Origin of the sequence: Nonomuraea sp. B5E05, assembly GCF_039880665.1 — a bacterium.
Taxonomy (GTDB): Bacteria; Actinomycetota; Actinomycetes; order Streptosporangiales; family Streptosporangiaceae; genus Nonomuraea.
In genome coordinates, this window is sequence record NZ_JBDPMJ010000029.1 from 60,451 (window position 1) to 74,439 (window position 13,989).

Consider the following 13,989-nt stretch of genomic DNA (forward strand, 5'->3'; position numbering starts at 1 on the left):
CTCCCTGTGATCGCCCTGCTCCGGGCGGCCGTCCCGCTCTTCCTGGCCATGGTCACGGGCATGATCGGCTCGCTGGTGGTCACCTCCGTGCTCGGCCGGTACGACACCGTCGCCCTCGCCGCCTTCGCGGTCATGACCGCCGTGCTCAACCCGGCGTCCGCGACCGTGCAGGGCGCGCTGCGCGGGCTGGGGCCGTTCGTCGCCCAGCACAGGGACTCGCCCGCGGCGGCCGTGCCGATCGTGCGGGACGCGCGCTGGCTCAGCATGGCCGCCGGCGCGGCCGGGGCGCTCGCGGTGATCTGCGTTCCGCTGCTGGCGCACGCCACGGGGGTGCCCGGCGCAGTGGTGCGCGAGCTGGGCGCGCTGCCGTACCTCGTCGCGGTCTACCTCGTGGTCTTCGCCTCCACCGGCGGCGCGAGCACCATCCTGGTGGCGCTCGGGCGCAACCGCAGCGTGCTCTGGCCGTCCCTGACCTTCGGGCTGCTGCTGAGCGTCCTCACCGTGGCGCTGGTGCCGTCGCTCGGGCTGACCGGGGTGGGCATCGCGTGGGTGGCCGGGGGAGTCGCGGCGGCGGTCGTGGCGAGCCTCCTGCTGCGTCGCGCGCTCGGCGGCCCGATCGGGCAGGCCAGACCACGGATCGGCGAGATCGTCAAGCTCGCGAGGGTGAGCGTGCCGCTGGCGGGCACCGTACTGATCAAATTCGCGGTGCTCGGGGTCGTCACCCTCGCCGCGGGCGGGACCGGCGCGCGTGACACCGCCGCCCACGCCGTGCTGACCACGCTCACCGCGCTCATGATGATGGCCTCGCTCTCCATCGGCCAGGTCGCGGTCCCGGAGATCGCCCGCGCCGCCGACCCGGCAGGGGCGCGGCGGGCCAACAGGACGGCGGCCCTGCTCGCCCTCGCGGCCTCGCTCGCCGGCGCGGGCCTGCTGCTGGGGTTCGGCCCGGCGCTGGTCACGCTGTTCAGCGACGATCCCGGGGTACGCGAGCGCGTGCTCGCGTTGCTCCCGCTCATGGCGCTGGCGTCGATGGCCGACGCGGCCCAGGCCGTGCAGGGGACCGGGCTCACCGCACTCAAACGTTCGGGGGCCAGCCTGGGCTACTTCGCCATCGGGTACGGGCTGCTGGTCCTGGCCGCCGTGCCCGTGGCCAGGACCTGGGGCATCACCGGGCTGTGGGCGGCCATGGCGGTGGCCAACGTGCTGCTGGTGGTGCTCCAGGGCACCGGCTTCCACCGCCACAGCGCCAAGGTGTCCGGTTGAGGCTCAGGAGCGGCACTGTCCCGCGCTGGTGAGGTCGGTCGCGGTGGCCCAGTAGCCGGAGGTCGTCTTCAACCGGCCGAACTTGCCGGAGCCCTGGTAGACGCTGACGATGTCCTGGTAATTCCACCAGCCCTTGATGTAGACGGTGGTGGCGGACAGCCACTTGGGAGTCGTCTTCGTCTTCACCTGGTAGGGGCAGATGACGGCCGCGGCCGCGGATGAGGTGGCGGCGCCGGCGGCGGGCGCGGCCATGAGTGCCCCGCCTCCCGCCAGCACGGTCGCGGCGAACACGGTGGCCAAACGGCGATTAGTGATGATCATTCGGTCAGGTTAGCTCGGCCGGCGCGAATGTCCTTGTCGGAGCGTGGCGAGACCTTGACGCTGCGTCTTCATCGATGCGGCTGCCGGTGCTGTCGTGCGGACCGGGTGGCCGGTGGGTGGGGCATGATGGCCGCGTGGGGGATGTCGTGATCAGGATGCTCGCGGTCGTCACGGCGATCTGCTGTCTGTCCGCCGTTCCCGCCTACGCGGCGGACGACGGCACGGAGAAGCTCTTCACCTTCCGCGATCCCGCGATCACGGAGTCCAGCGGCCTGGCCGTGTCGCCGACGCACGACGGGGTCTTCTACACGCACAACGACAGCGCCGCCGCCCCCACCTTCTACGCCGTCGACGGGAAGGGCCGTACGAAAGCGACCTTCCAGGTGCAGGGCGCCCAGGCGCGGGACTGGGAGGCGATGGCGGCGACCAAGGACCCGGAGACGGGCCGGGGGGTGCTCTGGTTCGCCGACATCGGCGACAACCTGGACGGCGCCTGGCCCGATATTTCCGTCTATCGCGTGATGGAGCCGCAGACTCTGCGCAACGCCACCCTGCCCGCCACCCGCTACCGCTTCCGCTACGCCGACGGAGCCCGCAATGCCGAAGGGCTCATGATCAACCCCAGGACCGGCCGGCTCTACGTGGTGTCCAAGGAGTTCGCCGGCTCGGTCTACGCGGCGCCGAAGAAGCTCCGCACCGGCCGGACGAACATCCTGCGCAAGGTCGCCGGCGCCCCCCTCATGGCCACGGACGCCGCCTACGCCCCCGACGGCTCGTCGTACGTCATCCGCACCTACTTCTCCGCGACCCTCTACCGGCCCTCGGGCGAGACGATCGCCAAGGTGACGATGCCGGAGCTCGAACAGGCCGAGTCGATCACCTACACCGCCGACGGCACGGCGCTGCTGGTCGGCTCGGAGGGGCCGCGCAGCCCGGTCTACCGTGTCCCGCTGCCCGAGCGGGCCACCCCCACCCCGACCCCGACCCCGGAAGAGACCCCGGAAGAGACCCCGGACGAGAGTCCTGACGAGGTGGCCGCCGACGCCGGCGCGTCCGGGTTGACGATCAAAGACGTGCTCATCTGGCTGGCCGCGGCCGCCACCGCCGTGGGCGTGATCACGTTTCTCGCCCGCCGCACCCGCTGAGGGCCGGTCATCTGCCGGAGCGCCGCATCGTGGCGGTGAACAGGTCGCCGCGCAGCGCCCGCTCCACCACCTCGACGGAGCGCGACAGCCGGACCAGCCGGGGGCCCTCCTCGCGGTAGACGTCGAGCACCGCCTCGATGGTGTGCGGCGGCAGGTGTCCTTTGAGGTCGACGGCCGCCGCCCGGTAGCCCGCGCGGGCGGCTTCGATGGCCGAGGCGACGTGGTGCCTGGCCATGCTGGCGAGGGCGATCGGGTGCCGCCTGAGCACCTCGTGGGCGCGGTAGTCGGGGGGCACCGCGTCGAGCAGCCAGGCCACCGCGGAGGTCTCCCAGTCGGGCACGCTCGGCGGCCGGACCTCGGGCGGCCACTCCGGCGGAACGTACATGGCGACATCGTACTCATGTTCGATTCGTCCGGATATGGCGGGGGAGGGCGGTAAGTCGGAAAATTGTCATGTGACGGAGAAGATCGGGATCGTGGGCGCGGGCATCGTGGGCCTGGCGGTGGCGCGCGAGCTGGCCAGGACCAGGGGCGCCGAGGTGACCGTGCTCGACAAGGAAGACCGCGTCGGCGCCCACCAGACCGGGCACAACAGCGGCGTCGTCCACGCGGGCATCTACTACCCTCCGGGCTCGCTGAAGGCGAAACTGTGCCGCGAGGGCGTGGCGCTGCTCAAGGACTACTGTGCCGCGCACGCGCTGCCGTACGCCGAGGTCGGGAAGCTGGTCGTGGCGAGCACCACGGCCGAGCGGCCGCGGCTGAGCGCGCTGGCCGAGCGGGCCAGGGCCAACGGGGTGCCGGGCATCTCCGAGCTGGACGGGCTGGCGCTGCGCGAGATCGAGCCGCACGCGGTCGGCGCCGGCGCGATCCACTCGCCGCACACCGCGATCTGCGACTTCCCTGCGGTCGCGCGCCGGCTCGCGCGAGACGTCGCGGAGCTGGGCGGGTCCGTACGGCTCGCGCACCCGGTCAGGGCGATCAGGGAACGCCCGGGAGGTGTGGAGGTGCTGGCCGGTCGGCGCAAGCTCGTCTTCGACCGCCTGGTCGTGTGCGGCGGGCTGAGCACCGACGCGGTGGCCAGGATGGCGGGCTCGCCGGGAGACGTCAGGATCGTCCCGTTCAGGGGTGACTTCTACGCGCTCCAAGGGGCGGCGAAGGACCTCGTCCGGGGGCTGATCTACCCGGTGCCCGATCCGCGCTATCCGTTCCTGGGCGTTCATCTGACGCGGCAGACCGACGGCCGGGTGCTGGCGGGGCCGAACGCGGTGCTCGCCCTGGCCTATGAGGGCTACGGTTCCGCCGTGCGTTGGCGAAATTACTGCAATTTCCGGCAAATTCTTGGCTGGCCGGGGACGCTGCGTCTGGCCCGCGCCCACTGGCGTACCGGGCTCAAAGAACTCCACGGCTCCCTCGTCAAACGCGAGTTCCTCCGCGCCACCCGCCGCTACGTCCCCGCGCTCACCGCCTCCGACCTGGAAAGAACCGAAGGCGGCGTACGCGCCCAGGCCGTGGCGCGGGACGGCCGCATGGTCGACGACTTCGTCGTGGACGTGCACGGCCGGGTCGTGCTCGTGCGTAACGCGCCCTCGCCCGCCGCCACGTCCAGCCTGGCCATCGCCCGGCACATTGCCGGAATTGTCCCGGCACCCGTCCGATGAGTGCATCCTTGTAGGTGATGGAAGCACGCCTGCTGATCGTCGAGGACGATCCGAACATCCTCGAGCTCCTCGCCGCGAGCCTGAGGTTCGCGGGTTTCGACGTGACCACGGCCAAGAGCGGTCTCGACGCCGTGGCCGCCGTGCAGCGGCACCGCCCTGACCTCATGGTGCTCGACGTCATGCTGCCCGACCTCGACGGATTCGAGATCGTCAGGCGGCTGCGCGGCGGCGGGCTGCACACGCCGGTGGTGTTCCTGACCGCTCGTGACGAGACCGAGGACAAGATCCGCGGGCTCACCATCGGCGGTGACGACTACGTGACCAAGCCGTTCAGCCTGGAGGAGGTGATCGCCAGGATCCACGCGGTGCTGCGCCGTACGAGCGGGGAGCAGCAGTCGCCGCCGCCGAGGCTGACGTTCGCCGACATCGAGCTGGACGAGGAGAGCCACGAGGTGTGGCGCGGGGGCAACGCCGTGGCGCTGTCGCCGACCGAGTTCAAGCTCCTGCGGTACTTCATGACGAACGCCGGCCGGGTCCTGTCCAAGCCGCAGATCCTCGACCACGTGTGGGACTACGACTTCAGGGGCGAGGTGGGCATCGTCGAGTCGTACGTGTCCGTGTTGCGCCGCAAGATCGACAACCGCAGCCCGCGGCTCATCCACACGCTGCGCGGCGTCGGCTACGTCCTCCGCCTGCCGCCGAGCCCGTGATGCGCGGCCTGCCGCTGCGGATCAAGCTGATCGCTTCGATGCTGGCCCTGCTGGGGTTCGGTATGACCTTCATCGGCCTGGTCAGCGTCTCGGTGCTGCACGGCTACCTCATCGACCGGGTCGACAGCCAGCTCCACCTGCTCAGCCTGCGCATGCACAAGAAGGTCCTGAGCGACTGGAAGAGGGACAGGGAGACCTCCGACCGGCCGATCGCCATCGAGTCCGACGCGATCGTACTGGTCAAGGAGCCGGGCGGCGCGTTCGAGCCGATGCTGATCGACCGTGACGTCGACCTGAAGCCGAAGCCGGTCCTGCAGTCCGCCCCTGATCGCGAGCCCTACAACGCGCCCGCGATCAGGGGCAACGGCGAGTGGCGGGTGCTGGAGAGCATGGTCCGCCGGCGCACGCTCATCGTCGCGGTGGACCTGGAGGAGGTCGACGCCATCACCCGGCGGCTCGTGCTCATCGAGCTGCTCGGCGGCGGCGGCATCCTGCTCATCCTGGCCGTCGTGGGCATCACGATCGTACGGCGCAGCATGCGTCCCCTCGCCCAGATCGAGCGCACGGCCGAGGCCATCGCGGCCGGCGAGCTGGGGCGGCGGGTGCCGGACGGCGACCCGCGTACCGAGGTGGGCCGCCTGGCCAGGTCGCTCAACGGAATGCTGGCGCAGATCGAGACCGCGTTCGCCGCCAGGTCGGACTCCGAGGCCGCGGCCCGGCGCTCCGAGGTGCGCATGCGCGAGTTCGTCGGCGACGCCTCCCACGAACTGCGCACCCCGCTGACCTCCATCCGCGGCTTCGCCGAGTACGCCAGGCAGAACCCCGGCGCCGACCCCGCCGAGCTGATGCAGCGCGTGGAGAAGGCCGCGGGGCGGATGAGCCTGCTCGTGGACGACCTGCTGCTGCTGGCCAGGGTGGACCAGCAGCGACCGTTGAAGATGCGCCCGGTCGACATGCTGGCGCTGGCCGCGGACGCCGTACACGATGCGAGGATCCTCGCGCCCGACCGTACGGTGAAGCTCGACGTGATCGGCGGCGCTGCCCTGATCGTCGCCGGCGACGAGGTGCGCCTGCGGCAGATCGTCAGCAACCTCGTCACCAATGCCATCACCCACACCGAGCCGGGCTCGCCGATCACCGTGCGTGCCGGGGCCGGCGACGGCACGCTCTTCATCGAGGTCGCCGACAGCGGCCCCGGGCTCTCCCCCGACCAGCTGGAACGGGTCTTCGAACGCTTCTACCGGGCCGACTCCGCCCGGTCGCGCCGGTCGGGGGAGGACCGGGGCAGCGGGCTCGGCCTGGCGATCGTGCAGGCGCTGGTGGAGGCGCACGGCGGCACGGTGACGGTCGAGAGCTCGCCCGAGGAGGGCTCCACCTTCCGGGTCGAACTCCCACTCGCCTTGGAGTGAGCCTTCAGCAAACCCTCAGGTGATTTTGTCACGCTGAGTAGGTGACGAAACCCGAGGCGCTGATCATGGTGGTGGACGACGAACCCAGCATCAGGGATCTCCTCTCCGCCAGCCTGCGCTTCTCCGGTTTCGAGGTGCTGACCGCCGCCGACGGCCAGGAGGCCGTGGAGGTGGCGGAACGGGCCTCGCCCGACCTGGTCGTGCTCGACGTCATGCTGCCCGACCTCGACGGGTTCGAGGTGGCCAGGCGGATCGGCGCGCCCGTGTTGTTCCTGACGGCCCGCGACGCCACCGAGGACAAGATCGCCGGGCTGCGGGTCGGCGACGACTACGTGACCAAGCCGTTCAGCCTCGAAGAGGTGCAGGCCAGGATCCGGGCGGTGTTGCGGCGCACCCGCGGGGAGGGCGGGCCCGCCAGCAGGCTCAAGGTGGCCGACCTGGAGCTCGACGAGGACGCGCGCGAGGTGTGGCGGGACGGCAGGCAGGTACGGCTGTCGCCGACCGAGTTCAAGCTGCTGCACTACTTCATGGTCAACGCCGGGCGCGTGTTGTCGAAGGCGCAGATCCTCGACCACGTCTGGAACTACGACTTCGGCGGCGACGCCGGCGTGGTCGAGTCGTACGTCTCCTATCTCAGGCGCAAGGTCGACGACGTCGAGCCGCGGCTCATCCACACGCTCCGTAGCGTCGGCTACGTGCTGAGGGAGCCGCCCGCGGGCTGAGCGCGCGACACCATCGGCGCCGCGGGCCGGTGAATGTCGTTCACGCTGGGTAGCGTGGGGTTCATGGACCTGCTGGGCGCGTTGGAGACACTGCGCCGTCCCCTCGACCGCGACTTGTTCCAGCTGGCGATCGGGGAGACCGCGGCCGACAGGCGCGCGCTGCGCGAGCTGACCGGCCAGCTCGACGACTACCTGCTGCCCCGGCTGCGCTCCCTCGACGCGCCGCTGCTCGCCGTCGTCGGCGGATCCACCGGCGCGGGCAAGTCCACGCTGGTCAACTCGCTGGTCGGCGCCGACGTCGCCGAGCCGGGCGTGCTGCGGCCCACGACGCTGGTGCCCACGCTCGTGGTCAGCCCCGCCGACCGCGACTGGTTCATGGGCCAGAACGTGCTTCCCGGCCTGTCCCGCGGCACCGGCGCCGGCCCCGGCACGCTGCGCGTGGTGACCTCCGACGCGCTCGGCGCCGGGCTCGCGCTGCTCGACGCGCCCGATATCGACTCCGTGGTGACCGCCAACAGGGAACTCGCCGCCCAGCTCCTGGCGGCGGCCGACCTGTGGTTGTTCGTCACGACCGCGGCCCGCTACGCCGACGAGGTGCCGTGGGGCTTCCTGCGCTCCGCCCGCGAACGCAGCACCGCGCTGGCCGTCGTCCTCGACCGCGTGCCGCCCGACGCCCTCGACCCCGTCTCGCGCGACCTGTCCCGCCTCCTCACCGAGAACGGCCTGGCGGACACCCGGCTGTTCACCGTCCCCGAGGCGCCGCTCCCCGACGAGAAGGCCCGGCTGCCCCGTGAAATGGTGCGGCCCATCGTCGCCTGGCTCACGGGGCTGGCCTCCGACGCCGCGGAAAGGTCCCGCGTCGTACGCCAGACGCTGTCGGGGGCGCTCGACAGCCTCGCCATCCGGGTGCCGTCGCTGGCCGGGGCCGTCGACCGCCAGCGCGCCGCCTTCGACGGCCTGCGCTCGATCGTCACGGCGGCCTACGCGGGCGGCATGGCCGACTTCGACGAGGGCATGCGCGACGGGTCGCTGCTGCGGGGCGAGGTGCTGGCCCGTTGGCAGGACTTCATCGGCACCGGCGACCTCATGCGCTCGCTGGAGAGCCGGGTGGGCCGGCTGCGCGACCGCGTCGTCGGCTTCTTCACGGGACGGGTGCCGGAGGTCAAGCTCAGAGACGCCCTGGAGAGCGGCGTCGGGGCGCTGATCAGGGGCGCGGCCGACGGCGCCGCCGAGCGTGCCCTGGAAGGGTGGTCCGCCGCGCCCGGCGGCCCCGGGCTGCTCGAACGGCTCGGCGCCGTCGAGTCCGCCCGGCTCGGCCGCGCCTCGCCCGACCTGGCCAAGCGGGCCGAGGTAGCGGTGCGGGGGTGGCAGGAGTTCGTGCTCGACCTCGTACGCGAGGAGGGCGCCGAGAAGCGCACGGCCGCCCGCGTGGCGTCGTTCGGGGTGAACGGGGCGGGGCTGCTGCTCATGCTGGCCGTGTTCGCCTCCACCGGAGGGCTGACCGGGATCGAGGTGGGGATCGCCGGCGGGACGAGCGTGCTGACGCAGAAGCTACTGGAGGCCGTCTTCGGCGACCAGGCGGTGCGGACGCTCACGGTGCGGGCACGGGAGGATCTGCGCGAGCGGGTACGCACGTTGCTGGCCGAGGAGGCCGCCCGGTTCACCGCCCAGCTGGAGGCGGTCGAGCCGCCGGCGGACACGGCGGGGGCGCTGCGCGCGGCGCTGGCCCGCATCCAGGCCCACCGCACCGAACTCCCCGCGCCCGCCCTCGAACCGCCCACCGCCGACCATCCGGCCGTCGAACCCGCTGGACCCGCCGAACCGCCAGGACCGCCCACCGCCGAGCTTCCGGTCGTCGGGCCCGTGCAAGGTCCGATGCCGCCCGACCCGGAGGAGAGGCCGTGAAGCTGCTGCGCCGTAAGGAGGGCCCGTCTCTCGACTCCAGGCTCGCCGCCCTTCTTGAGGCGGCGTCACTGGCCGAGGGGCGGCTGCCCGAGCAGGCGGTGTCCGGCGCGCGTTCGGTCGCCGAGCGGGCCGGGGCACGCCGCGACCTGTCGGTCGACCACACCGTGGCCGCGCTGGCGGGGGCGACCGGCAGCGGCAAGTCGTCGCTCTACAACGCCCTGGCCGGTGCGGAGCTGGCGGCCGTGGGCGTCACCAGGCCGACGACCTCGACCGCGCAGGCGGCTCTGTGGGACGGCGAGGGCGCGGGTCCGCTGCTGGACTGGCTCGACGTCCCGCAGCGCCACTCCGCCACCGCCGCCGGCGACCTGTCCGGGCTCATCCTCCTGGACCTGCCCGACCACGACTCCATCCGGCTCTCCCACCGCCTGGAGGTGGATCGCCTGGTGGAGCTGGTCGACCTGCTGGTGTGGGTGGTGGATCCACAGAAATACGCCGACGCGGCGCTGCACGAGCGCTACCTGCGCCCGCTGGCCGCGCACCGGGACGTGACGGTGGTGGTCCTCAACCAGGTGGACCGGCTGCCCGCGCAGGCCGTCGACCGCTGCCTGCGCGACATGCGCCGGCTGCTGGACGACGACGGGATGCAGGGGGTTCCGGTGCTCGCCGTCTCCGCCAGGACCGGGACGGGGCTGCCCCAGCTCCGCTCGCTCCTCCAGGACCGGGTCTCAGAACGTAAGTCGTGGTCCGCCCGCCTGGCCGCCGACGTCACCACCGCCGCCACCCACCTCACCACCGCCGGCCCGGCCTCGGAGGGGTTGCCGGGTGCGGCGGACGAGCCGGACGGCGTCCTGGCGGCCGGGCGGGGCACGGAGGGGGCGGCGCAGCTGACGGGAGGGCCGGGCAGGGCGCTCACCGGGGCGCTGTCGCAGGCGGCCGGGGTGCCGCTGGTCGTCGAGGCCGTGGCCAAGGGGCACCGGCACCGGGCGATCGTCGCCACCGGGTGGCCGGTCACGAGGTGGCTCAGGAGGTTCCGGCCCGACCCGCTCCGGAGGCTGCGCGTCGACGGCATGGCCCTCCAAGGCGCGGTGACCGGCGGGGCGGGCAGGGAGATCGAAGGGCCGGGCGGGGAGCCTGGGAGCGAAATCGTGGGCCGCACGTCGGTTCCGGCGGCGTCGGCCGTACAGCGGGCTCAGGTCGAGACGGCGGTCAGGGACGTCGGCGAGGCGGCCGCGTCCGGGCTGCCCGGCCCGTGGGCGGCGGCGGTGCGGCACGCGGCGCGCTCGCGCTCCCAGGACCTGGCGGACGCGGTGGACCGGGCGGTCGCCAGGACGTCCGCCGGCGCGACCAGGCGACCTCGGTGGTGGCGGGCGGTGAACGCGCTGCAGTGGCTGGTGTTCGCGGCTATGGTGGCCGGCGCGCTGTGGCTGGGCGTGTTGTTCGGGATGGACTACCTGCGCCTGCCGCAGCCGCCGCTCCCGACCGCCGGCGTGGTGCCGTGGCCGACGGTGCTGCTGGTGGGAGGCGCGCTCGCGGGCGTGCTGATCGCGCTGCTGGCGAGGCTGGCCGCCTGGGCGGGTGGCAGGCGCAGAGCCCGGCGTACGTCCCGGGCCCTGCGCGCGGCCATCGGCCAGGTCGGCGAGGACTTCGTGCTGGATCCGGTGAGGGCGGAACTGGACAGGTACGCCCGCTTCACCGAGGCGCTGGAACTGGCCCGATCCTGAACCGGGGCCCGGTCTGCTGTCAGGTGCGGCCCTTCCTGAGCAGCACGGTCGCCAGCCTGCACGTTCGCGTCGTGAACAACCACGAGGGCCATAGTCAGATGCCCAGATCTTGCCCTGGCTCAGCAGGTTGGTCGGCAGCCGTGCGGCGCTTGGCGTCGTCACGGCGCTTGTACTTCTGGAGATCCTCATAAGTGATACGCCGATGCTTGCCGATCAAGCGGAAGGGGATCTCTCCTGACTCCAGGAGCGGCCTCACGAGGAAGGATCAAAGGATCCTCACCACCATGCTCGCCGGCGACGCGAAGGGTCGACTGCTCGGGATAGCGCATGAGCTAGGGCGTTCCGAGCGAACCGGAAATCGTACGGAGCCCCGACAGGAGCGGGCGCAGGAGGGGATGGGAGTCGGCCCCGCGGCGTACGGCGGCGAAGACGCGGCGCTCCGGCCCCGGCGTGTGGCGTACGACGACTCCGGGCAGCGCCATGTCGCGCAGCGCCAGCCGCGGCACGAGAGCCACCCCCGCGCCCGCGCCCACCAGGGCGACCACGGCGCGGAAGTCGTCGGAGCAGTGGGCGAGGTCCGGCGTGAAGCCCGCCTGCCGGCAGGCGAACGCGATCACGTCGTGCACCGGATTGCCCGGATAGGGGCCGATCCACGTCTCGGAGGCGAGCGACTCCAGCGTGGCCGACCCCGCCAGGAGATGGTCGCGGGGGAGGACCAGGTCGAACGGCTCCGCGTACAGCGGCATGCGCGACAACCGGCGGTCGGAGGCGTCGGGCGCGTCCCGGTATTCCACCGCGATCGCCAGGTCCACCTCTCCGTCGAGCAGCATGGCCAGGCTCTGGTCGCCCTCGGCGTCTCGTATGCGTACGCGCAGGCCGGGGGCGGTGGAGCGCAGGGCGGCGATCGTGGGTGAGAGCACGGCGCTGATCGCGGTGGCGAAGCAGGCCACGGTCGCCTCGCCGGCCTCGCCTGTGGTGTACGCGGCCACCTCGGCCTCGGCGCGTTCGAGCTGGGCGAGGACCTCGTTGGCGTGAACGAGCATGATCTTGCCCACCGCGGTCAGGTGCACGCCGCGCCCGTCACGCGTGAGCAGGCGGTGGCCCACCTCGTGTTCCAGGGCGGCGAGTTGCTGGGACACGGCCGAAGGGGTGAGGTGCAGCGCCGCCGCCGCGGCGGTGACCGTGCCGTGGTCGGCCACCGCGCGCAACGTACGCAGCCGCCGCGTGTCTATCACGCAGCGAGAATACTGACTCGCCCAGCTCGGTCACACGTCGAGGAACACCGTCCGTGGCCGGCAGTTGGACGCGGATCCTGGCTGGCCATGAGGCACGACAGGGTGTGAAGAGCCGGCCACGTAGGTGCGGCCTGGCTGGGCGCTGTCTTAGTCAGCCTCCGGTCGACGAACTTTTGAGCGGCTGGTCTTCGCCTTGGGAAACTTCGGCCCAGGCCCGTATCGGACGGCCGTCCCTCGCTTCTGCTCGGACGTCCGGGTCAGCAGTTCTCTCCCGACCAGGTCTCGGATGATGTCCCGGGCTTGGTAGACACCTACGTCGAACAGTCGCTGAACGGTCCGGCTATTGACCTCGCCATAGTCGCGCACGTGCTCGATGATCTTCCTGTCGATGTCATCCGCCGCACGGCTGTGGTACGCGACGGCGCTTCCGAGGTGAGAAACCACCTCTGCTCGAAGCCGATATGCAGGGTAGTGATGTTGCATGGTGGCTCGAGTGGGCTCCAACACGCCCGCAGGTTCCGCTGCCAGTCGATGGAGTGCCGCCTGCGCCTCATCTTGTGACCGTTGAATGACGGGCGCGACCTCGGAGGAGCGAACCGTACGCTTCGCGCACAGCATGCGAATGATGAGCATCGCATCCGTGTCGTCCTGCTCTTCTTGGGGGAGTGAGGCCACGAATTTCGCGATCCGGGTGTTGGGCGGCTCCCCTCGAAACAGCACAACTACGTGTTCGGCCCCTTCGGTGATCACTGGCACATCCCGCCCGGACTTGATCATCTCCCGGTACATTCGATCGACTCCCTGCCCGACCTCCTCTGCCAGGCCTAGCAGTCGAAAGCCGGAGGCCAGCGCGGGGAAGCGTGCTCTCGACCCTCTCGTCAGAATGTTGTTCGTGGTCACTCCGGAGACCAGAGGGCCTGGTGATTCAATACGCAGGTATTGCGGTGAATGCTCTACTTCTACGGTGCCCCTCAAACGCCAATCGCCGTGGATGAACGCGTTGACCAGGGCTTCACGTATCGCCGCCGACGGATAGTCCTCGATCTGCAACTGGCGTCCGTCGGCAAGGGTTACGGGGGTGATGCCTTGCCGGGCCCTGATGGCCTGGAGGACCTCATCGAAAGCCAGCACCAGAGGAGCGCCGACGCGCAACACCGCATCGGCCTCACCGGACTGAGTGCGCTTGTGTTGGTAGACCGCTGCGTTGATCCCGACGCTCGATGGGTTCTGGCAGAGCATCAGTTCCCCGCTGCGAGACAAGCTCCCATCGTCCGCGATCGCGTGTAGTGCGTTCAGCAAGTCCCTGTCCCCGAACTGCGAGTATCGCTGCCGAGCCGGATCGGTCGAACCGGCGAGAAGCCTTCTGCAATATCTCAGGGCCAGCGGATCCACGTCGTCCAACGACCGGCCGCTCGCGGTGGCAGACCAGTCGAATCCGCGACGTTCTTCCGAGAGTCGGGTCACATCGAGAGGACGCATCGGCAGACAGTCCGTGTTGATCCGCTGATACGTATACCCCTTTGCCGTGGAATACACCTCAAGGCCTTCCGGGATGATGATCTCCAGAAGTCGCCTTCCGGCGAACTTCAGCTCCCGCACGTCCACGAGCAGGGAAGGCATGGTGAGCTGGTGAACCTTGCTCCGCAGGATTGATGCGTCCATGTCGCAGCCGATGAACGCATCTTCACCCGACTTGTTGTCCGCCACACCGACGATCACGGTCCCCCCGCCGGCATTGGCGAAGCAGACGCACGCCTCCGCGAGGTCTTGGAACGCCTCTTTGAGGTTGGGCTTCGCCTGCTTGAAATCGAGGGTGTCCGTTTCGCACTTGGCGGCGGTCGTCCCCGACAGGATCTTCTTGAGGACCGGCATTGAAGACGTCACCTTTGGGGCTCCTTTG

At 71.1% G+C, this 13,989-nt stretch carries 12 protein-coding genes; 8 read left to right on the forward strand and 4 right to left on the reverse strand.

Annotation, left to right across the window (positions count from 1 at the left end; genetic code table 11):
* Positions 1-6: 6 nt before the first annotated feature.
* A complete protein-coding gene (locus ABGB01_RS37825; RefSeq protein ID WP_347778405.1) occupies positions 7-1,263 on the forward strand; it encodes an MATE family efflux transporter in 1,257 nt (418 codons plus the stop codon).
* A 3-nt stretch (positions 1,264-1,266) separates the two neighbouring features.
* Here the strand turns inward: ABGB01_RS37825 and ABGB01_RS37830 are convergent, their stop codons facing one another.
* Complete coding sequence (locus ABGB01_RS37830) at positions 1,267-1,584, reverse strand: hypothetical protein (RefSeq protein WP_347778406.1); 318 nt, start codon at positions 1,582-1,584, stop codon at positions 1,267-1,269.
* 134 nt (positions 1,585-1,718) lie between these two features.
* Between ABGB01_RS37830 and ABGB01_RS37835 the strand changes: the two genes are divergently transcribed.
* On the forward strand, positions 1,719-2,729 hold the full coding sequence (locus tag ABGB01_RS37835) for a hypothetical protein (RefSeq protein ID WP_347778407.1): 1,011 nt from the start codon (positions 1,719-1,721) through the stop codon (positions 2,727-2,729).
* Positions 2,730-2,736: 7 nt separating this feature from the next.
* Here ABGB01_RS37835 and ABGB01_RS37840 read toward each other — a convergent pair whose 3' ends face one another.
* Positions 2,737-3,114: a hypothetical protein gene (locus ABGB01_RS37840; protein WP_347778408.1), complete on the reverse strand. Its 378-nt coding sequence runs from the start codon at positions 3,112-3,114 to the stop codon at positions 2,737-2,739.
* Positions 3,115-3,184: 70 nt separating this feature from the next.
* Here ABGB01_RS37840 and lhgO point away from each other — a divergent pair, with 70 nt between their 5' ends.
* The 6 genes from lhgO to ABGB01_RS37870 all read left to right on the forward strand — a co-directional run bounded on the left by lhgO (position 3,185) and on the right by ABGB01_RS37870 (position 10,854).
* Entirely contained in the window at positions 3,185-4,387 is a 1,203-nt protein-coding gene (gene lhgO, locus ABGB01_RS37845; protein WP_347778409.1) for an L-2-hydroxyglutarate oxidase, read from the forward strand.
* Positions 4,388-4,404: 17 nt separating this feature from the next.
* Positions 4,405-5,097, forward strand: a complete 693-nt coding sequence (locus tag ABGB01_RS37850) for a response regulator transcription factor (protein ID WP_347778411.1) — start codon at positions 4,405-4,407, stop codon at positions 5,095-5,097.
* Positions 5,097-6,506 (forward strand): HAMP domain-containing sensor histidine kinase, encoded by a 1,410-nt coding sequence (locus ABGB01_RS37855; RefSeq protein WP_347778413.1) that lies wholly within the window; start codon positions 5,097-5,099, stop codon positions 6,504-6,506. Before ABGB01_RS37850 ends, ABGB01_RS37855 begins: the two co-directional genes overlap by 1 nt.
* Positions 6,507-6,571: 65 nt before the next feature.
* Positions 6,572-7,228: a response regulator transcription factor gene (locus ABGB01_RS37860; protein ID WP_347778462.1), complete on the forward strand. Its 657-nt coding sequence runs from the start codon at positions 6,572-6,574 to the stop codon at positions 7,226-7,228.
* A 63-nt stretch (positions 7,229-7,291) separates the two neighbouring features.
* Complete coding sequence (locus tag ABGB01_RS37865) at positions 7,292-9,133, forward strand: ABC transporter (RefSeq protein WP_347778463.1); 1,842 nt, start codon at positions 7,292-7,294, stop codon at positions 9,131-9,133.
* Positions 9,130-10,854 carry a YfjP family GTPase gene (locus ABGB01_RS37870; RefSeq protein WP_347778414.1) on the forward strand — a complete coding sequence of 575 codons (1,725 nt, stop codon included), beginning with the start codon at positions 9,130-9,132 and terminating at the stop codon, positions 10,852-10,854. Before ABGB01_RS37865 ends, ABGB01_RS37870 begins: the two co-directional genes overlap by 4 nt.
* A 332-nt stretch (positions 10,855-11,186) precedes the next feature.
* On the opposite strand, the gene ABGB01_RS37875 is transcribed toward ABGB01_RS37870, so the two are convergent.
* Positions 11,187-12,089, reverse strand: a complete 903-nt coding sequence (locus ABGB01_RS37875; protein WP_347778416.1) for a LysR family transcriptional regulator — start codon at positions 12,087-12,089, stop codon at positions 11,187-11,189.
* A gap of 147 nt (positions 12,090-12,236) precedes the next feature.
* The gene (locus ABGB01_RS37880) at positions 12,237-13,961 is read right to left on the reverse strand and encodes an RNA-binding domain-containing protein (protein WP_347778418.1); all 1,725 of its coding nucleotides are present in this window, start codon (positions 13,959-13,961) and stop codon (positions 12,237-12,239) included.
* Between the last annotated feature and the right edge of the window lie 28 nt (positions 13,962-13,989).